General features: G+C 73.3%; 19 protein-coding genes. 6 read left to right on the forward strand and 13 right to left on the reverse strand.

Going from position 1 to position 18,193, the window contains the following annotated elements:
* Window positions 1–204 precede the first annotated feature (204 nt).
* Both ACFY4B_RS21690 and ACFY4B_RS21695 read left to right on the forward strand, forming a co-directional pair.
* Window positions 205–933, forward strand: coding sequence for a maleylpyruvate isomerase family mycothiol-dependent enzyme (locus ACFY4B_RS21690; RefSeq protein ID WP_117489947.1), 729 nt, complete (start codon window positions 205–207; stop codon window positions 931–933).
* Between the two features lie 48 nt (window positions 934–981).
* Window positions 982–1,635, forward strand: coding sequence for an MBL fold metallo-hydrolase (locus tag ACFY4B_RS21695; RefSeq protein ID WP_387969928.1), 654 nt, complete (start codon window positions 982–984; stop codon window positions 1,633–1,635).
* Window positions 1,636–1,745: 110 nt separating this feature from the next.
* Here ACFY4B_RS21695 and ACFY4B_RS21700 read toward each other — a convergent pair whose 3' ends face one another.
* The 6 genes from ACFY4B_RS21700 to zapE form a co-directional block, all read right to left on the reverse strand.
* Window positions 1,746–2,726, reverse strand: a complete 981-nt coding sequence (locus ACFY4B_RS21700; protein WP_049649604.1) for a TerC family protein — start codon at window positions 2,724–2,726, stop codon at window positions 1,746–1,748.
* Between the two features lie 226 nt (window positions 2,727–2,952).
* The gene (locus ACFY4B_RS21705; RefSeq protein ID WP_049649603.1) at window positions 2,953–3,531 is read right to left on the reverse strand and encodes a TerD family protein; all 579 of its coding nucleotides are present in this window, start codon (window positions 3,529–3,531) and stop codon (window positions 2,953–2,955) included.
* 280 nt (window positions 3,532–3,811) lie between these two features.
* Window positions 3,812–5,902, reverse strand: a complete 2,091-nt coding sequence (gene uvrB / locus ACFY4B_RS21710) for an excinuclease ABC subunit UvrB (RefSeq protein WP_049649602.1) — start codon at window positions 5,900–5,902, stop codon at window positions 3,812–3,814.
* Window positions 5,903–5,946: 44 nt separating this feature from the next.
* Window positions 5,947–6,255 (reverse strand): helix-turn-helix transcriptional regulator, encoded by a 309-nt coding sequence (locus ACFY4B_RS21715; RefSeq protein WP_359817162.1) that lies wholly within the window; start codon window positions 6,253–6,255, stop codon window positions 5,947–5,949.
* The gene (locus tag ACFY4B_RS21720) at window positions 6,252–6,629 is read right to left on the reverse strand and encodes a type II toxin-antitoxin system RelE/ParE family toxin (protein WP_049649600.1); all 378 of its coding nucleotides are present in this window, start codon (window positions 6,627–6,629) and stop codon (window positions 6,252–6,254) included. Before ACFY4B_RS21720 ends, ACFY4B_RS21715 begins: the two co-directional genes overlap by 4 nt.
* A 58-nt stretch (window positions 6,630–6,687) precedes the next feature.
* Complete coding sequence (zapE, locus tag ACFY4B_RS21725; protein WP_241852830.1) at window positions 6,688–7,734, reverse strand: cell division protein ZapE; 1,047 nt, start codon at window positions 7,732–7,734, stop codon at window positions 6,688–6,690.
* Window positions 7,735–7,860: 126 nt separating this feature from the next.
* On the opposite strand from zapE, the gene ACFY4B_RS21730 reads away from it, so the two are divergent.
* The 4 genes from ACFY4B_RS21730 to msrB all read left to right on the forward strand — a co-directional run bounded on the left by ACFY4B_RS21730 (window position 7,861) and on the right by msrB (window position 11,140).
* Window positions 7,861–8,646 carry a pyrimidine reductase family protein gene (locus ACFY4B_RS21730; protein WP_074001682.1) on the forward strand — a complete coding sequence of 262 codons (786 nt, stop codon included), beginning with the start codon at window positions 7,861–7,863 and terminating at the stop codon, window positions 8,644–8,646.
* A gap of 57 nt (window positions 8,647–8,703) precedes the next feature.
* A complete protein-coding gene (locus ACFY4B_RS21735) occupies window positions 8,704–9,165 on the forward strand; it encodes an indole-3-glycerol phosphate synthase (RefSeq protein ID WP_107086353.1) in 462 nt (153 codons plus the stop codon).
* Window positions 9,166–9,285: 120 nt separating this feature from the next.
* On the forward strand, window positions 9,286–10,695 hold the full coding sequence (murC, locus tag ACFY4B_RS21740; RefSeq protein ID WP_074001683.1) for a UDP-N-acetylmuramate--L-alanine ligase: 1,410 nt from the start codon (window positions 9,286–9,288) through the stop codon (window positions 10,693–10,695).
* A gap of 40 nt (window positions 10,696–10,735) precedes the next feature.
* The gene (msrB, locus tag ACFY4B_RS21745) at window positions 10,736–11,140 is read left to right on the forward strand and encodes a peptide-methionine (R)-S-oxide reductase MsrB (RefSeq protein WP_049649595.1); all 405 of its coding nucleotides are present in this window, start codon (window positions 10,736–10,738) and stop codon (window positions 11,138–11,140) included.
* Between the two features lie 102 nt (window positions 11,141–11,242).
* Here the strand turns inward: msrB and ACFY4B_RS21750 are convergent, their stop codons facing one another.
* The 7 genes from ACFY4B_RS21750 to ACFY4B_RS21780 all read right to left on the reverse strand — a co-directional run bounded on the left by ACFY4B_RS21750 (window position 11,243) and on the right by ACFY4B_RS21780 (window position 18,077).
* On the reverse strand, window positions 11,243–12,436 hold the full coding sequence (locus tag ACFY4B_RS21750; RefSeq protein WP_049649594.1) for a cytochrome P450: 1,194 nt from the start codon (window positions 12,434–12,436) through the stop codon (window positions 11,243–11,245).
* Window positions 12,433–13,035 (reverse strand): ATP/GTP-binding protein, encoded by a 603-nt coding sequence (locus tag ACFY4B_RS21755; RefSeq protein WP_079272039.1) that lies wholly within the window; start codon window positions 13,033–13,035, stop codon window positions 12,433–12,435. The genes ACFY4B_RS21750 and ACFY4B_RS21755 overlap by 4 nt, the downstream gene beginning before the upstream one ends.
* Before the next feature lie 70 nt (window positions 13,036–13,105).
* A complete protein-coding gene (locus ACFY4B_RS21760; protein WP_049649592.1) occupies window positions 13,106–13,459 on the reverse strand; it encodes a DUF742 domain-containing protein in 354 nt (117 codons plus the stop codon).
* Window positions 13,456–13,887 (reverse strand): roadblock/LC7 domain-containing protein, encoded by a 432-nt coding sequence (locus tag ACFY4B_RS21765; RefSeq protein ID WP_049649591.1) that lies wholly within the window; start codon window positions 13,885–13,887, stop codon window positions 13,456–13,458. The genes ACFY4B_RS21760 and ACFY4B_RS21765 overlap by 4 nt, the downstream gene beginning before the upstream one ends.
* Window positions 13,884–15,779: an ATP-binding protein gene (locus ACFY4B_RS21770; RefSeq protein ID WP_387969935.1), complete on the reverse strand. Its 1,896-nt coding sequence runs from the start codon at window positions 15,777–15,779 to the stop codon at window positions 13,884–13,886. Before ACFY4B_RS21770 ends, ACFY4B_RS21765 begins: the two co-directional genes overlap by 4 nt.
* Window positions 15,780–15,886: 107 nt before the next feature.
* Window positions 15,887–16,897: an MBL fold metallo-hydrolase gene (locus ACFY4B_RS21775; protein WP_387969938.1), complete on the reverse strand. Its 1,011-nt coding sequence runs from the start codon at window positions 16,895–16,897 to the stop codon at window positions 15,887–15,889.
* Between the two features lie 220 nt (window positions 16,898–17,117).
* On the reverse strand, window positions 17,118–18,077 hold the full coding sequence (locus ACFY4B_RS21780; RefSeq protein WP_387969941.1) for a GNAT family N-acetyltransferase: 960 nt from the start codon (window positions 18,075–18,077) through the stop codon (window positions 17,118–17,120).
* Between the last annotated feature and the right edge of the window lie 116 nt (window positions 18,078–18,193).

Consider the following 18,193-nt stretch of genomic DNA (forward strand, 5'->3'; position numbering starts at 1 on the left):
CCTATAGCTCAGACGTTCGAATATCGACCTTGTCCAGCCGGGACCACCCGAACGAGTGAGGCCACCCCCCGGGCCGTCCGTACCCGCACGGTGCGCGTACCCGAAAACCCCCTGCTCAGGGCCCGGATTCGGCGGTAGCGTCACCTGGTCAACGAGCGAAGCCCGCTCCGGGCAACGCCCCGTTCCGCACGGAAGGCAGATTCGATGACCGACCCGAGGTCCGCCGCCGACTCCTGGCTCGGCCAGGTCGAGGAGAGCACCGGGCGCCTGCTGCGCACCGTCGCCGGGCTGAAGCCCGACGCCGTCGCCGAGCCCTCCGCCCTCCCCGGCTGGACGAAGGGCCACGTGCTGGCCCACCTCGCCCGCAACGCCGACTCCCTGGTCAACCTGCTGACCGGCGCCCGCACCGGCACCGACGTCCCGCAGTACGCCAGCCACGAGGCCCGCGACCAGGACATCGAGCGCGACGCGCCCCGCCCGCTCGACGCCCACCTCGCCGACCTGCGCGCGTCCCACGAGCGCTTCCTGGCCGCCGCCGCGCAGCTGACCGACGACGCCTGGGCGGCGTCCGTCAAGCACCGCTTCGGCTACGTCTTCCCGGCCCACCAGATCCCGCACAAGCGCCTGCTGGAGCTGGAGTACCACCACGTCGACCTGGCCGCCGGCCACACCCCGGCGGACTGGCCGGAGGACTTCGCCGTCGCCCAGTTCCGCAAGCTCGCCGCCGGCCTGGCCGGGGAGGCCGGCCTGCCGGCCGTCGAGCTGGTCGCCGACGACACCGACGACCGCGCCGTCATCGGCACCGGCGAGCCCGCCCTCACCGTCCGGGGCCCCGTCCGCGCCCTCACCGCCTGGCTCTCCGGCCGCTCCGCCGGCGACGCCCTGCACCGCACCCCCGACACCGCCCTGCCCCCGCTTCCCCCCATGGGCTGACGGCGCGAGGATGATGCCAGGGAGATCCACACGACGAGGAGCAGACGGATGACGTACCACGGAGCGGTCAAGGTCGGCGGACCGCCGGACGTGCGGGAACTGGCCCACCTGATCATCACCAAGGTGGCCGTCGGCCCGTACGACAACAACGCCTACCTGCTGCGCTGCCGGGCCACCGACGAACAGCTCCTGATCGACGCGGCCGCCGACGCGCCGGTGCTGCTGGAGACCGTCGGGGACGACCTCGAAACGGTGGTCACCACCCACCGCCACCACGACCACTGGGGCGCGCTGGCCGAGGTGGTCGCCACCACCGGTGCCCGGACGGCCGCCGGCGAGCACGACGCCGAGGGCATCGACGTCCCCACCGAGCTGCTGCTCGCGGACGGCGACACGCTCCGGGTCGGCGAGGTGGAGCTCACCGTCCGGCACCTGGCCGGCCACACCCCGGGCGCCATCGTGCTCGTCTACGACGACCCGCAGGGCCACCAGCACGTCTTCACCGGCGACTGCCTCTTCCCGGGCGGCGTCGGCAACACCTGGGGCGACCCGGAGGCCTTCCGGACCCTCTACCGGGACGTCACCGAGAAGATCTTCGACGCCCTCCCCGACGAGGCCTGGGTCTACCCCGGCCACGGCTCCGACACCACCGTCGGCGCCGAGCGCCCGCACCTCGACGAGTGGCGCGAGCGCGGCTGGTAGCCCCTCCCCCGCCGCACGGCCGAGGCCCCCGTGACCGTTTCCGGTCGCGGGGGCCTCGGCGGTGCCCGGCGCCGTGCGGCGCAGGAACGTCAGGCGTCAGGCGTCAGGCGTCAGGCGTCGAGCTTCTCGTGCTCGGCGGACTCGGCCTTCTTCGCGGCCCGCAGGCTGGTGAAGGTGGTGACCGCCAGGACGACCACGATGAAGCCCAGCGAGAACGGGATGCCGATCTCCGGGGCCCAGGTCGCGCCCGCCTCGTGCGCGGCGTGCAGCACCAGCTTCACGCCGATGAAGCCGAGGATCACCGACAGGCCGTACGACAGGTGGACCAGCTTCTTCAGCAGGCCGCCGATCAGGAAGTACAGCTGGCGCAGCCCCATCAGGGCGAAGGCGTTGGCGGTGAAGACGATGTACGGGTCCTGGGTCAGGCCGAAGATCGCCGGGATCGAGTCCAGCGCGAACAGCACGTCGGTGGTGCCGATCGCCAGCATGACGACCAGCATCGGGGTGATCAGCCGGCGGCCGTTCTCCCGGACGAACAGCTTGGTGCCGCGGTAGTCCTCGGTGGCCGGGAAGCGGCGGGTGATCGACTTGAGGACGCGGTTCTCCTCGAACTCCTCGTCGCCCTCGTCCTCGGCGCGGGCCTCCTTGATCAGCTTCCAGGCCGTCCAGATCAGGAAGGCGCCGAAGATGAAGAACACCCAGGAGAACTCGGCGACCAGCGCGGCGCCGCCGGCGATGAACACCGCCCGGAGCACCAGCGCGATGATCACACCGAACATCAGCACGCGCTGCTGGTAGATCCTGGGCACCGCGAACTTGCCCATGATCAGGATGAACACGAAGAGGTTGTCGACACTGAGCGACTTCTCGGTGATGTAGCCGGCGAAGAACTCGCCCGCCGGCTCCCCACCGGAGTGCCACCAGAGGAAGCCGCCGAAGAGCACCGCCAGGGCGACCCAGACGGCCGTCCAGATCCCGGCCTCCTTGATCGAGACCTCGTGCGGCTTGCGCCCTCCGATGAAGAAGTCCGCCACGACCAGTGCGATCAGCACCAGGATCGTGGAAACCCACATGGTTACGGAAACGTCCACTACTGCTCCTCCGGCAGGTAGGCGAGACAGTCATCGTCACTGCCGGAGGTCTCTTCCGCCCGTCGGGCCAGCGCCCCGGGGTGCCACGACGGGCACCCGTGATGACGGGGTCGGCTGTCGAGGAATACTCCCCTCCGCTGCCAACGAGAGTAACAGCAATCCCAAGGGAAGGTAAAGAAGGTAAAGAACCGCGCGGAGCGGGCTACTGGAACGGCTACGCGGCCGGCTACAGGAACGGCTCGATCGCCGGCAGCAGGTCCTGGAAGGTCCGCCCCTTCGCCGGCGCGCCGATCGCCTGCATCTCCCAGCCGCCGTCGCCGTCCCGGACCACCTTGGCCATGATCTGCCCGGTGTGCGGCCCGCCGCCCGCCAGCTCGTAGCGGGCCAGCTCCAGCCCGGTGGCCTCGTCCACCAGCCGGCAGTGCGCCCGCTGCACCTCGGCGAAGGTCTGCCCGGTGTACGAGCTCACCGTGAACACCACCTGGGTGATGTTCACGGGCACGTGCACCAGGTCGACCAGGATCGCCTCGTCGTCCTCGGCCCCGGAGCCGCCCTCCAGGTTGTCGCCGGTGTGCCGCACGGAGCCGTCGTTGCTCTCCAGGTGTGAGAAGAACACCACGTCGGACGGGGTCCGCTCGGCGTACAGCAGCGCCGAGGCGTCCAGGTCGATCTTCCGGGTGCGGCTGCCGAACAGCCCGCGCTTGGGGGCGGCCTGCCAGCCGAGGCCCATCCGGACCACGGTCAGGGCGCCGCCCTGCCCCTTCTGGAGGCTGACCCGCTGCCCCTTGGCCAGGTTCACCGACACGACGTTGTCCTCTCTGCCGGCCGCGCGGTCACAGCCGAGCGGCTCCACGGTGGAACACCCCGTCGCCGTCCCCCGGCTGAGGCCCCCTCTGCGTACGGCCCGCAAACCCCGTCCCGAGGGCACGATGCCGCAGGCCAGCCTAGGGCCTGCGGCACCCCGGGCTCCCCCGGGTCTGCCCGTTTGTGGCAAGGCTGAGACACCCGCGGACTTGACCGGTGTCATTCCGGCCAGGCCCGGCGCCGTACGGGTGCGCCCCGCGGGTGCGCCCCGGCGGGTGCGGCTACGCCACTCCGGCCTCGCGCATCTGCCGCAGTTCCCTCTTCAGCTCCTTGACCTCGTCGCGCAGCCGGGCCGCGACCTCGAACTGGAGGTCGGCGGCGGCCGTGTGCATCCGGTCGGTCATCTCCTGGATCAGGTCCGCCAGTTCGGCGGCCGGCAGGGACTTGGCCGGCTTGCGCTCCGCCCCCAGCGCCGGGACCGGGGCCTTGCCCTTGCCCTGGTTCCGGTAGCCGGTGGAGAGCAGCTCGTCGGTGTCCACGTCCTCGCGGGCGAGGGTGTCCAGGATGTCGCCGATCTTCTTGCGCAGCGGCTGCGGGTCGATCCCGTGCTCCTTGTTGTAGGCCTGCTGCACGGCCCGGCGGCGGTTGGTCTCGTCGATGGCCTTCTCCATCGCGGGGGTGATCTTGTCCGCGTACATGTGGACCTGGCCGGAGACGTTGCGGGCCGCGCGGCCGATCGTCTGGATCAGCGAGGTGCCGGAGCGCAGGAAGCCCTCCTTGTCCGCGTCCAGGATCGCCACCAGCGACACCTCGGGCAGGTCCAGGCCCTCGCGCAGCAGGTTGATGCCGACCAGCACGTCGTACCGGCCCGCCCGCAGCTCGCGCAGCAGCTCCACCCGGCGCAGGGTGTCCACGTCGCTGTGCAGGTACCGGACCCGGATGTCCAGGCCGAGCATGTAGTCGGTGAGGTCCTCGGCCATCTTCTTGGTCAGCGTGGTGACCAGGACGCGCTCGTCCCGCTCGACCCGCTTGCGGACCTCGTGCACCAGGTCGTCGATCTGGCCCTCGGTCGGCTTGACGATCACCTCGGGGTCGATCAGGCCGGTCGGGCGGATGATCTGCTCGACCTGGCCGTCCCCGCGCGACAGCTCGTACGGGCCGGGCGTCGCCGACAGGTAGACCGTCTGGTCCGTCCGCTCCAGGAACTCCTCCCACTTCAGCGGGCGGTTGTCCATCGCGGAGGGCAGCCGGAAGCCGTGCTCGACCAGGGTGCGCTTGCGCGAGGCGTCGCCCTCGTACATCGCGCCGATCTGCGGGACGGTGACGTGCGACTCGTCGATGACCAGGAGGAAGTCCTCCGGGAAGTAGTCGAGCAGGGTGTTCGGCGGGGAGCCGGGCTCGCGGCCGTCGAAGTGCATCGAGTAGTTCTCGACGCCCGAGCAGGTGCCGATCTGGCGCAGCATCTCGATGTCGTAGGTGGTGCGCATCCGCAGCCGCTGGGCCTCCAGCAGCTTGCCCTGCTTCTCCAGCTTCGCGAGCGTCAGCGCCAGCTCCGCCTCGATGCCGTTGACCGCGCGCTCCATCCGCTCGGGGCCGGCCACGTAGTGCGAGGCGGGGAAGACGTGGACCGAGTCGTCCTGGCTGATGATCTCGCCGGTGAGCGGGTGCAGGGTGTACAGCGCCTCGATCTCGTCGCCGAACATCTCGATCCGGACGGCGAGCTCCTCGTAGACCGGGAAGATCTCGATGGTGTCGCCGCGGACCCGGAAGGTGCCGCGGGTGAAGGCCACGTCGTTGCGGGCGTACTGGATGTCGACGAAGCGGCGCAGCAGCTCGTCCCGGTCGATCTCCTCGCCGACCTTGAGCCGCACCATCCGGTCCACGTACTCCTGCGGGGTGCCGAGGCCGTAGATGCAGGAGACCGAGGCCACCACCACCACGTCCCGGCGGGTGAGCAGCGAGTTGGTCGCCGAGTGGCGCAGCCGCTCGACCTCCTCGTTGATCGAGGAGTCCTTCTCGATGTAGGTGTCCGTCTGCGGGACGTACGCCTCGGGCTGGTAGTAGTCGTAGTACGAGACGAAGTACTCGACCGCGTTGTTCGGCAGCAGCTCGCGGAACTCGTTCGCCAGCTGCGCGGCCAGCGTCTTGTTCGGCGCCATCACCAGGGTGGGCCGCTGCAGCTTCTCGATCATCCAGGCCGTGGTGGCCGACTTGCCGGTGCCGGTGGCACCGAGCAGCACGACGTCCTTCTCCCCTCCCCTGATCCGCCGTTCCAGCTCGGCGATCGCCGCCGGCTGGTCGCCGTTCGGCTGGAAGGGGCTGACGACCTCGAAAGGCGCCACGGACCGCTCAATACTCGTGATGGGACGCACCACTCAACGGTACGACCCACCACCGACAAGCGAGGCCGGTTCGATCAGGCCGCGTGGGCCTCGAAGCTCATGGCCGGCTCCCGGGCGGGATCGATCCGCACGACGGAGTCGAAGGCGGCGGCGAGTCGCTCGATCAGCGGAAGGGTCGGATCGACCCCGCTCTCCTCGATGCCCTCGACGGTCTCCTCGTCCAGCCCGGCCCGCTCGGCGAGCTCGGCGAGTGTCCACCCGAGCGCGGAGCGTCGGGCGTACACGGCCTCGGCCAGCGCCATCCGCCGCCCGGCCGCGCGGTACTCCTCGCTCTCCCGGTGCTCCGCCGGCACGGTCCAACGGGTGTGGTAGCCGCTGCTCATCGCTGCTCCTCCCGGTCGTAGATCTCGTGATCGGCGGCGGGCCCGTGCTCCGCCTCGCAGACCTTCTGCGCGCGGCGCGCCCGTTCGACCTGATCGGTCTCGCGGTTCCCAGTCTTGCGGAAGACCGTCAGCAGCACAGCCCTCCGCCCCGGCGCGAGCCAGTACGTGATGCGCATGGACCCGATCCGCAACTCGCGCAGCGGGCCGCCCAGGTGGCTCGCCAACGGAAACGACAGCGCCTCGCCGTCCTCGGCGAGGCGGTCGGCGGCGCGTTCGGCCGCCCGGTACTCGACGGTCGGGCAGTTCTGGAGCCACACCCGCACCTCGGGCTCGATCTCGATCCCGTAGCCCGCCCTGGACTCGTCACCGGTCATGCCTCTCCCCCTCGCTCGGCAGTGGGAACAACTGCCGGGCGAGGGGGAGGGTCACGGGTCAGGCCTTGGCGCTGTCCCGGGCGAGGGCGACCAGGCGGGAGATGGCGCGCAGGTACTTCTTGCGGTAGCCGCCGCGCAGCATCTCCTCCGGGAAGACCTGGTCGAAGGGGAGGCCGGAGGCGGTGATCGGCAGCTCGCGGTCGTACATCCGGTCGGCCAGCACGACCAGGCGCAGCGCGGTGGACTGGTCGTCGATCTGGCGGACGCCGCGCAGGCAGACCGCGGCGACGTCGTCCAGCAGCGCGCCGTAGCGGCTGGGGTGGACGGCGGAGAGGTGGGCGAGCAGGGCGTCGAAGTCGTCCAGCGAGGCGCCGGGGGTGCGGGCCGCGGCGGCCGTGACGGCCTCGTCGGTGTACGGCGGCGGGGCGTCCGGCAGGCCGCGGTGGCGGTAGTCCTGGCCGTCGATCCGCATCGGGCGGAAGTGCGCGGACAGGCCCTGGATCTCGCGCAGGAAGTCGGCGGCGGCGAAGCGGCCCTCGCCGAGCTTCTCCGGCAGGGTGTTCGAGGTGGCGCACAGCTTCACGCCGTTGTCGACCAGCCGGCCGAGCAGGGTGGAGACCAGCACGGTGTCGCCCGGGTCGTCGAGCTCGAACTCGTCGATGCAGAGCAGCGTGTGCCCGGAGAGGGTCCGCACGGCCTGCTGGAAGCCGAGGGCGCCGACCAGGTTGGTCAGCTCGACGAAGGTGCCGAAGGCCTTGGGGCCGGGGGCGGCGTGCCAGAGCGAGGCGAGCAGGTGGGTCTTGCCGACGCCGTAGCCGCCGTCGAGGTAGACCCCGGCCGGGCCGGTGGGTGCGGGGGCGGAGCGGCGGAACCAGCTGCGCTTGGGCGCGGAACCGTTTCCTCCGCCGAGGGTCGCCGCGAACTGCTCCAGGACCTGGACGGCCTCGTACTGGCTCGGCTGGGTCGGGTCCGGAATGTACGTCCCGAAGCTCACGTCGGCGAACCGGGGCGGCGGGACCATCTCGGCGACCAGCCGCTCGGCGGGCACGACGGGTCGGCGGTCGGTGAGCGCGATCGGGGAGCCGGAGGCGTGTGCGGCTGCTATCGGCTCGGTCGCGGTTGCGGAGTGGGAGGCTGCGGGCACATCAGTAGAGGGTACGCCTGCCCCGTACGCCGTCCGAACGACCCGCGGCCCCGAACGGCCCACGGCCCGCGGTGGAAGACTGGGGACATGCAACAGTTGATCAGCCCGCTGGGCGGGCGGCTCGCCGATCCGGCCGCACTGGAATCGCTCGCCGCCGTCTACGCGTACCCCGAACAGGTGAATCAGGGGCGCCCCTGGCTGCGCGCCAACATGGTGTCCGGCCTGGACGGCGGGGCCAAGCTGGACGGGCTGTCCGAGGGCCTCTCCGGCGATGCCGACAAGCGGATCTTCGGGGTGCTGCGGGCGCTGTCGGACGTGGTAGTGGTGGGCGCGGAGACGGTCCGTGCCGAGGGCTACCGGCCGGCCCGGGCCCGCAAGGAGTTCGCGGCGGCCCGGGCGGCGGCGGGGCAGGCGCCCGCCCCGGCGATCGCCGTGGTGAGCCGCTCGCTGGAGCTGGACCTGACCGCGCCGCTGTTCACCGAGCCGCTGGTCAGGACGGTGGTCGTCACCACCGAGGACGCCCCCGCGGAGCGCCGCCGGGCGGTCGCCGGGGTGGCCGACCTGGTGCTCGCCGGCACCGGTTCGGTGGACCTGCGGGCGGGCGTGGCGGCCCTGGCCGAACGGGGCTGGACCAGGCTGCTGACCGAGGGCGGCCCGCGCCTGCTGGGGCAGCTGGCGGCGGCCGGCCTGCTGGACGAGCTGTGCCTGTCGCTGGCTCCGCTGCTCACCGGCGGCGACGCGCCGCGCATCCTGCACGATGCCCGAATGCCGGACGTGCAGCGGATGCGGCTGGTCTCATTGATCGAGCAGAAAGGATTCCTCTTCACCCGCTACCTGCGTCACCCCGGTTCGGACAACCCCGTGACCCCCTGATCGTGATCCCGTTATGGGATGCCGGGGCCCGGGGGCCGGCCACTGGAAGGGACTCACGTGTTCAAGACGGTACTGATGATCGAAAAGGCTCTCTCCGACGCGGACGTGGAGCTCGTCACCACGCTCCACGGCGAGGAGAAGGTGTCCTTCGTCGTCCTGATGCAGCCGCGCGGCCGGCAGGACGAACTGCTGCGGGCGCTCGACGACGTCGCCCTCGGCCACCTCGACAAGGTGGTGCACGAGCACGACGAGTCCGAGAGCGGTCCGACCGTGGCCGGCGAGTCGCTGGAGCACAGCCTGCGCCACCTGCGCTCGGCCGGGGCCGAGGCGGTCGGCGAGCTGGTCGGGGAGAAGCCGCTGGAGCGGCTGCGCGCGGTCGTCGGGGAGCAGCGGGCGGACGAGGTCGTGGTGCTCACCTCACCGCACTTCGTGGAGGAGTTCTTCCACCGCGACTGGGCCTCCCAGGCCCGGCACAAGGTGGGCGTCCCCGTGCTCAGGCTCTTCGCCAGCGACTCCTGACCCGACCGGCCCGGCACGCCGGTGGTGCAGAATCGTCCTTGCGGTCCGCCCGCGAGGACGATTCCGTCTTCCCGACCCGTCCGCCCGCCCTGTCTGCCCCCGCCCCTACGGAGCCACGCCTTGAACGACGCCGCGCACGACCTGCACGCCCCGCACTTCATCGGCATCGGCGGCGCCGGGATGTCCGGCCTGGCGAAGATCCTCGCCGTGCGCGGGGCCAGCGTCTCGGGCAGCGACTCCAAGGAGTCCGAGACCGTCCTCGCGCTGCGCGCCCTCGGCGCCACCGTGCACGTCGGCCACGCCGCCGAGCACGTGCCGGACGGCACCAGCAGCGTGGTCGTCTCCAGCGCGATCCGGGCCGACAACCCGGAGCTGGTGGCCGCCCACGAGCGCGGCATCCCGGTGGTGCACCGCTCCGACGCGCTGGCGGCGCTGATGGGCGGGCGCCGGGCGCTGGCGGTGGCCGGCACCCACGGCAAGACCACCACCACCAGCATGCTCGCCGTCGCCCTCGGCGAGCTGGGCCTGGACCCGTCCTACGCGATCGGCGGCGACCTCGACGCGCCCGGCTCCAACGCCCACCACGGCACCGGCGAGATCTTCGTCGCCGAGGCGGACGAGAGCGACCGCAGCTTCCACAAGTACGCGCCCGAGGTGGCGATCGTGCTCAACGTGGAGCTGGACCACCACGCCAACTACGCGTCGATCGAGGAGATCTACGAGTCCTTCGAGACCTTCGTCGGCCGGATCGTCCCCGGCGGCACCCTGGTGGTCTCGGCCGACCACGACGGCGCCCGCGAGCTCACCTCCCGGGTGGCCGGCCGCGAGGGCCTGAACGTGGTGACGGTCGGCTCCGCCGAGGACGCCGACCTGCGGGTGCTCTCGGTGGTCGCCCACGGCATGACCAGCGAGGTCACCGTCCTGCTGGACGGCGCCGAGCTGAGCTTCACCGTCTCGGTGCCCGGCCGCCACTACGCCCACAACGCGGTGTCCGCGCTGGCCGCCGGCGTCGCGCTGGGCGTCCCGGCCGCCGACCTGGCCAAGGCGCTCGGCGCCTACACCGGCGTGCGCCGCCGCCTCCAGCTCAAGGGCGAGGCCGGCGGGGTCCAGGTGATCGACTCCTACGCCCACCACCCCACCGAGATGACCGCCGACCTGGAGGCCATCCGCGAGGGCCTGACCGGCGGGGGCCGGGTGCTGGTGGTCTTCCAGCCGCACCTGTTCAGCCGCACCCAGCAGCTCTCCGAGGAGATGGGCCAGGCCTTGGCGCTGGCCGACGCCTCGGTGGTGCTGGACATCTACCCGGCCCGCGAGGACCCGATCCCCGGCGTGACCAGCGAGCTGATCATCGACGCGGCCCGCCGGGCCGGCGCCGAGGTCACCGCGGAGCACTCCTTCGCCGCCGCCCCCGCCCTGCTGGCCGGCCTCGCCCGCCCGGGCGACCTGCTGCTCACCATGGGCGCCGGTGACGTCACCAACCTCGGCCCGGAAATCCTGCGGCACCTCGCGAACGTTGCTTCCAACGTCTGACATACGTCCGTCCGACGTCCACCGCGACCGGGAGCCCGTGATGAGCTACGAGATCGAGAAGACCGAGGCCGAGTGGCGCGCCCAGCTCAGCCCCGAGGAGTACCACGTGCTCCGCGAGGCGGGCACCGAGCGGCCGTTCACCGGTGAGTACACCGACTCCAAGACCGTCGGCGTCTACGGCTGCCGGGCCTGCGGGGCCGAACTGTTCAGCTCCGAGACCAAGTTCGACAGCCACTGCGGCTGGCCGTCCTACTACGCGCCGCTGGCCGGGGACCGGGTCCAGTACATCGAGGACACCTCGCTCGGCATGCGCCGGGTCGAGGTGCGCTGCGCCCGCTGCGGCGGGCACCTCGGGCACGTCTTCGAGGGCGAGGGCTACGGCACGCCGACGGACCAGCGGTACTGCATCAACAGCGTCTCGCTGACGCTGAAGCCGGCCGAGTAGGGCCGGACCCGCGCGCGGAGGCCCGGACACGTACGGTGTCCGGGCCTCCGCGCCGTCCGGGCCCGTCCAGGCCCGTCCAGGCCCGTCCAGGCCCGTCCGGGCCTACCCCTCGACCGGTGCGAAGCGGACCGGGAGGTGCGTCAGGGCCCGGTGGAACGGGCCCGGGCGCCAGAGCAGGTCCTCGGCGGGGGTGGACAGTTCGAGGTCGCTGAGGCGGCTGCCCAGCTGCTCGATGGCGGTGATCGCGATCAGCAGGGCCGGGTCCCGGGCCGGGCAGGCGTGCGGACCGGCCGCCCAGGCCAGGTGGGCGCTCTCGCCGCTGCGCAGCCCGCCGCCGTCGGTGGGCGGCGCGGCCTGGGAGTTGGCGGCCGCGTACGAGACCAGCACCAGCGTGCCCGCCTTGATCTCGCGGCCGTGGAAGGTGATGTCGTACCGCGGGTAGTGGGCCGAGAGGTTGGCCATCGGCGGCTCGTGCCAGAGCACCTCGTCGATCGCCTGGTGGGCGGTCATCGCCCCGCCGAACAGGGAGCCGGCGTAGCGGGCGTCGGTGAGCAGGCGCAGCAGGGCGTTGCCGATCAGGTTGGTGGTCGGCTCGTGCCCGGCGATCAGGGTCAGGGTGATCTGCCGGATCACCTCGTCGTCGTCCAGCCCGACCGGGTGGGTGACGTACATCGAGGTGAGGTCGTGCCGGGGGCGCTCGCGGCGCTCGGCGACCATCGCGGTGACCACCGCCAGGAGCTTCCCGTACGAGGCGCCGGCCCGGGCGGTGGACTCGATCAGCCCGGTGATCGCGTCCACCACCTCCTCGCGCTGCTCCTGCGGCACGCCGAACCAGGTGGTGAGCGCGAAGGCGGGCAGCCGGCGGGCGTACTCGGCGATCAGGTCGGCGTGCCCGACGGCGGCGAAGCGGTCGATCAGCCGGTGCGCGGTCTCGGCGACCTGGCGCTGGAGCCGATGCGGCTCGAACAGCGCGAGGGCGTCGGTGATCACCGCCCGGTAGCGCGCGTGGGTCTCGCCGTCGCTGAACAGCGCGGTCGGGCGGTAGCCGAGCACCGGCAGCAGCGGGGAGTCCGGCGGGACGGTCCGCTGCCAGGCCCGGGAGTCCTTGGAGAAGGTGTCGGTGTCGCGCAGCAGGTCCAGCGCGGCCTGGTAGTCGGTGACCAGCAGGGCCTCGACGCCGGGCGCGATCTCCACCGGGGCGACCGCGCCGTGCCGCCGCAGCCGCTCGTAGACCAGCTGGGGGTCGGCGGCGAAGACCGGGCCGTGGATCGGGGTCGGGCGGGACTCGACGGTCACGGCTGCTCCGGGGTGGCGGGGTCCGAGGTGACGGGGTCCGGGCCGGCGGGGTCCGGGCCGGCGGGGGCGGCGGGCAGGGCCTCCAGGACGTGCTCGGCCAGCGCGATCAGCGCGTCCAGGCTGCTGTCGCGCTCGCGCGCGTCGCAGAGCAGCAGCGGGGTGGCGGCGTGCAGGTCCAGGTGGGTGCGCAGCACCTCGACCGGGTGGTCCGGCGCGTCCGGGAAGCGGTTGACGGCGACGGCGTACGGCAGACCCTGCTCCTCGACCATGTCCATGATCTCGAAGGAGTCGGCCAGCCGGCGGGTGTCGGCGAGCACCAGGGCGCCCACCGCGCCGCGGGCGATGTCCTGCCAGAGCGGGAAGAAGCGGCGCTGGCCGGGGGTGCCGAACATGTAGAGCACCACGTTGCCGGGCAGGGTGAGCCGGCCGAAGTCGACGGCGACGGTGGTGGTGGACTTCCCGGGTACGCCCGCCAGGTCGTCCACCGGGCGGCCGGTCTCGGTCATCGCCTCCTCGGTGTGCAGGGTGGCGATCTCGGAGAGGGTCCGGATGAGGGTGGTCTTGCCGACGCCAAACGGGCCGGCCACCACCAGTTTCATCAGCGTCTGGTCCTGGTCGGGCAGGTAGCCCACCCGGCTCTGGTCTTCCGGTTCCGGCCGGGCGGCCGGGTCACCGGAGCGCACGGAGTCCAACGAGGAGCCTCTCGACGATGGAGCGGTCGGTCTGCTGGGCGCGCGGGATCGGCGCGCGGGCGTGCAGGCAGCCCGCCTCGACCAGGTCGGCCGCGAGGAAGACGGTGGCGCTGACCGGCAGGCTCAGGTGCGCGGCGGCCTCCACCACGGTCAGCGCGCCGGGGCGCAGCAGTTCCCAGAGCCGGCGGTGTTCGGGGTCGAGCGCCTCCGGCGGGTCCGCGCGGTCGGCGAACAGCACGGTCAGCCGCTCGAAGCCCTTGGTGCCGGGGCGGCTGCGGCCGCCGGTGGCCAGGTAGGCGGGGACCATCCGCCTGCGGGGGACGGCGGTCATGACCGGACGTCGTCGTCCTGCCGCCGGGTCGGGCTCGCGAGCGCGCGACCGAGGGCGGCGACCTGCAGCTGCATCTGGTAGGCGACGTTGCCGAGTTGGGCGTCCGGCGAGGTGAAGACGGCGAGCGAGGTGTTCTCCCCGGCGGGCACCACGACGGCGTAGCCGAGGTCGGACTCCACCACGGTCTGGGCCAGCCGGGGCCGCTCGACGTCGGTGAACGCGGCGGTGAAGGCCCGGGCGGCGGCGTGCACGGTGGCGGTCATCGCGGCGACCCGCTCGGCCGAGGCGCGCTCCAGGCCGTCCGAGGCGCCCTCGACCAGGCCGTCCCCGGTGGCGATGACGGCGTGCAGCACCCCCGGGAGCTCCAGCAGCGGGGTCAGCACCCACGAGATCTCGTCGGTGGCGGTCGGGCTGGGCGTGCTGCTCACTGCTCGGCTCCTTCTGAGGTCGGACCGGTGCTCGGGTCACCGGGGTCGCGGTCGGCGGTGGTGTCGCCGGGGGTGGTGCCGGTCGTACCGGTGGTGCTGTCGCTGTTTCCGGGGGCGGTCCGGCCGGGGGCGGCCCCGGCGGCCTCCTCGCGCTCGGCCCGGGCCACGGCGGCCCGGCCGGAGTCGGTGCCCTGCTGCAGCGCCTGCCAGTGGGCGGCGGCCTGCTCGGGGGTGCGCGCGGCCGCGCGGGCGGGGGCGGGCTTCGCGGCGGCCGGCCGTACGGCGGCGGGCTGCTCGGCGGCCAGCGGACGGCGGCGGCGCCGGGTGGGCAGGCCGGTGCCGTCGTCGGCCGCGGACGCGTCCGTCGCGGGGGTGTCCGTCGCGGGGGCGTCCGGGCCGGGCTCGGCCGGGACGGACGCACCCGCCTGGCCCTCCCCCGCCGGGCCGTCCGCGACCGGGTCGGGCACCACGCGGATGGCCGGGGCCGGGTGCGGGCCCGGCTGGTTGTGGCGGTCGGCGAGCCGCGGGCCGTCCTGCTCGTCCGCGTCGCGCATCGGCGGGACGGCCGCGACGGTGGGCGCCGGGGCCGGGCCGGAGCCGGCCCGCAGCGGCAGCGGGGTGAGCACCGACAGCGGCTGCTCGTCGTCCACGACGGTCACCAGCGCGGCCGGGATGCGCAGGATGGTCCGCATGCCGCCGTACGGCGAGGGCTCGATGTGACAGGAGAAGCCGTACTGGCGGGCCAGCTTGCCGATCACCGCGAAGCCGGTCTTGGGCGGGTTGCCGAGCTCGGTGAGCAGCATGTCGGGCGGGCCGGCCAGCAGCCGGCGGGCGCGGCGCAGCTGGTCCTCGTCCATGCCGATGCCGCTGTCGTCGATGATCACCAGCGCGCCGCGGCCGCCCTGCTGGACGGTGACCGGGACGTCGGTCTCCGGGTGGGAGCAGGCGGTGGCGTTGGCGAGCAGCTCGGCGATGGTGACGGCGATCGGCTCGGCGGCCCGGGCGACCACGGCGAGGCGCTGCTCGCGCAGGTGGTTGGCGACCTTGATCCGGGCGTAGCCGGGCACCCGGGAGAGCGCGCCGACGACCACCTCGGCGAGCGGCGAGTCGGTGCGGGCCAGTCCCGGCCAGGCCTCGCAGAGCACCGCGATGGTCTGGATCCGGCGCAGCGCGACCTCGTTACGGAAGTCGACCTCCAGCAGCCGGGGGTCGTCGTTCTCGTGCTGGAGCTGCTGGACCAGGCTCTGGATCTGGTACAGCAGGGTCTGGATCCGGGAGGTGGCGCCGCGCATGGCGGCGCGGGCGGCGGCGTCCACCCGCTCGCGCTCGTCGGCGAGGGCGGCCTGGGCGGCGTCCAGGACGCCCTGCAGCGCCCGGACCGCCTCCGGGCCGACGGCCTGCGGGTCCAGCGGGCCGACCAGCGGGGCGTTGCCGTGGGTGAGCCGTACGGCGGTGGCGGCGACCCGCTCCTGGGCGAGGTGGCCGATCTCGGCGAGCAGCGCGGTGCCGCGCGCCTCGGCCTCGGCGAGCGCGCGCTCGGCCTGCTCGGCCCGGGCGGTCGCGGCGGAGCCCTGCTGCATGGCGTCCCGGACGGTGTCCTGCGCCTGCCGGGCCGCCTCCTGCGCCTCGCGGACGCTGTCCTCGGCGGCCCGGGTGCGCTCCTCAGCCCGCCGGGCCTCCTCGGCGGAGCGCCGGGCGGCCTCCTGCGCGTCGCGCTGCTGCTGCTCCGCGCGGGCGAGCCGGCCCTCGGCGGTCCGGGCGCGCTCCTCGCCCCGGCCGAGCGCGGTCTCGGCGGCCGTCGCCCGGGTGACGGCGACGGCCCGGCCGCGGGCGAGCACGGCCGCGGCCGCGGCGGCGACCAGCGCCAGGACGATCAGCGCGATCTGCGTCATCGAAGTCCTCGGGGGTGCTTGCGGGGTGGACCGGGTGGTGCGGCCGGGACGACCGGGCGACGGGGCCGGACGGGATCAGGATCGGGCGGTGCCGGGCCCTGGCGGGGTCAGGGCCTGGCGGTGCGCGGGCGCTGGGTGCGGGCCTCGTCCTCGGCCAGTTCCCGGGCCACCAGGGCGACCTGGCCCAGGGCCTCCAGGGCGCCCGGGGCCGCCGAGCCGTCCAGGTGCCGGTACTCGGCAGCGACGGTGATCACCAGCCGCTCGGGCAGGCCGAGTTCGGGGTGGCGCTGCTCGGCTATCACCCGCCGGGCGGCGTCCAGCGCGGGTATCCCGGCGGCGTGCAGGGCGTGGGCGCGCTCGCGGACGTAGGCGAGGTAGCCGATGTGCTCGCGAACGCCGTCGCGGTCGAGCACCGGGCCGTGGCCGGGGACGAAGATCTCCGCGCCGGTGGCCAGGGCCTGCTCGCAGGCGCCGATGACGTTCTCCAGCGGTCCGGCCCAGTGCGAGGGGTGGTCGCCGGGCTGCTCGGGCGTCGAGGAGAAGATCACGTCGCCGGTGAACACCGCGCGCTGGTGCGGGAGGTGGACCAGCAGGTCGCCGCCGGTGTGGGCGGCGGGCAGGCTGGTGATCCGCACCGGGTAGCGGCCGACGGTCAGTTCCAGCTCGCCGGTGAAGACGGTGTCGGGGCGCACCGGCTCGGTGCCGGACCAGTCGAACTGCCCGAAGTGCTCCTTCAGGTAGCCGCCGAGCGGCGAGTCCGGGTCGCTGTTGGTGACCAGCGCGTGCTGCTGCTGCGGGGTGGGCTCCCAGTGGATGTGCTCCAGCGCCTCGCGGGTGGCGATCACCTCGGCGTCCGGCAGCACCCCGGCGCCCCACAGGTGGTCCCCGTTGGCGTGGGTGACGACCACCCGGTCGACCCCGACCCCGGCCGGCAGCAGCCGCCGGCTCGCGGCGAGGAACTCCCCGGCCATCGAGGGGTCGTACGGCGTGTCGATCCAGAGCGCGGTGGTCTCCGAGGCCAGCAGGCCACAGTTGGCCAGGCCCCACCCCCGCTTCGGCGGGAGCCACACGTACAGGTCCTCGGCAATCGCGCTCACGTTCGCACGGCTGATCGTCATGTGCGCGATTATGCCCAGGTCGTGACAGGAGTGGAGCAAAACCATTACAGTTCAAGCCACTTCGCGCCCGAAGCAGCCCGGGCTGTCCCGATTCGTCCCACGTGGTCTGGACCACATCTGGCCGAAGTGGCCCGGCCCCCGCCACTGCGAAACCGGGGGCGAAACGGGCACGGCCACAGGTGCGGGCGCGGGCCGCGTCCGGGGACGCGGCCCGGCGGCGTCAGGCCCCCTGCTCCGACGGCCGCCCCAGCCGCTTGATCCCCTTGCGCTCCGCCGCGCAGCGCTCGTAACCCAGCCAGGCGTTGATCGCCAGCATCGGCCCGTTGGTCGTGTCGTTGCTGGTGTACGCGTGCCGGAGGCCCGCCGCGGCGGCGAGCCGCAGGGACTCCAGCTTGGCCGACTTGGTCAGCCCGCGGCCGCGGAACTCCCGGTGGCAGGCGGTGAACGCGGACCAGTAGCGGTCCACCCCGTCGGTCTGCACCATGCTGAACGCGGCCGGCCGGCCGTCCACCACGGCGACGACGCTCAGGGCCAGGTCCCGGTCCGGCCGGTTCCAGTCGTCGCGCAGCCAGTCCTCGTACTCCAGGGCGTCCATCGGCACCTCGCTGCCGGGCTCGTCCAGGATGGCGTCCGCCTCGACCAGGAACACCGGGTGCGGGTCGGCCGCCCAGTCCGCGGCCGGGCGCAGCTCGACGCCGGGCGGCAGTACGGGCGCCGGCGGCAGCGGCAGCGCCAGGTCCCGTCCGGCGAACTGCATGGTGCGCCCGAGCCGGTACCCCCGGGCGGTGGCGAAGGCCACCGAGGCGGGCTCGTCGTCCATCCAGGTGTGCAGTTCCGTCACCCCGTGCCCGACCAGGTGCCGTTCGGCCGCGGCCAGCAGCGCGGTGGCCGCGCCGCGCCGCCGGAACCCGGGCAGCACACTGCCGTTGGCGTAGCCGACACCCGCGACGGACGTCCCGAGCACCACTCCGCAGCGCACCGCGCCGACCACCCGGCCGTCCAGCTCGGCGACGAAGGTGCGGAAGTGCTCCTCGGGGCTCGGCCGGCCGTTCAGCCAGAGCAGGGTCTCGGCGGAGAGCACCAGGTGCTCGCGCCCGGCCCGGTGGGCCGCGGCCACGGCCTCGGCGTCCTCGGGACGGAAGTCCCGGATCGTCAGGGGGGAGGAATTCGAAGAAGTCATGGATTCCCACGCTAGTCGCGCCCACCCGCCCGGCGCCTCCGATTTATCCGCCGGAGGGCACCCCCACCTGCGGGGGACGGCCCGGGCTCGGGACCCAAGTCCCTCACGACCGGAAC

The sequence above is a fragment of the Kitasatospora sp. NPDC001261 genome (assembly GCF_042896795.1).
GTDB lineage: Bacteria > Actinomycetota > Actinomycetes > Streptomycetales > Streptomycetaceae > Kitasatospora.

Coding starts and splice junctions, on each gene's coding strand:
- ACFY4B_RS21690 (WP_117489947.1), top strand. CDS start 205: ATGACCGACCCGAGGTCCGCCGCCGACTCCTGGCTCGGCCAGGTCGAG.
- ACFY4B_RS21695 (WP_387969928.1), top strand. CDS start 982: ATGACGTACCACGGAGCGGTCAAGGTCGGCGGACCGCCGGACGTGCGG.
- ACFY4B_RS21715 (WP_359817162.1), bottom strand. CDS start 6,255: ATGAGCAGCGGCTACCACACCCGTTGGACCGTGCCGGCGGAGCACCGG.
- ACFY4B_RS21720 (WP_049649600.1), bottom strand. CDS start 6,629: ATGACCGGTGACGAGTCCAGGGCGGGCTACGGGATCGAGATCGAGCCC.
- ACFY4B_RS21730 (WP_074001682.1), top strand. CDS start 7,861: ATGCAACAGTTGATCAGCCCGCTGGGCGGGCGGCTCGCCGATCCGGCC.
- msrB (WP_049649595.1), top strand. CDS start 10,736: ATGAGCTACGAGATCGAGAAGACCGAGGCCGAGTGGCGCGCCCAGCTC.
- ACFY4B_RS21755 (WP_079272039.1), bottom strand. CDS start 13,035: ATGAAACTGGTGGTGGCCGGCCCGTTTGGCGTCGGCAAGACCACCCTC.
- ACFY4B_RS21760 (WP_049649592.1), bottom strand. CDS start 13,459: ATGACCGCCGTCCCCCGCAGGCGGATGGTCCCCGCCTACCTGGCCACC.
- ACFY4B_RS21770 (WP_387969935.1), bottom strand. CDS start 15,779: ATGACGCAGATCGCGCTGATCGTCCTGGCGCTGGTCGCCGCCGCGGCC.
- ACFY4B_RS21775 (WP_387969938.1), bottom strand. CDS start 16,897: ATGACGATCAGCCGTGCGAACGTGAGCGCGATTGCCGAGGACCTGTAC.
- ACFY4B_RS21780 (WP_387969941.1), bottom strand. CDS start 18,077: ATGACTTCTTCGAATTCCTCCCCCCTGACGATCCGGGACTTCCGTCCC.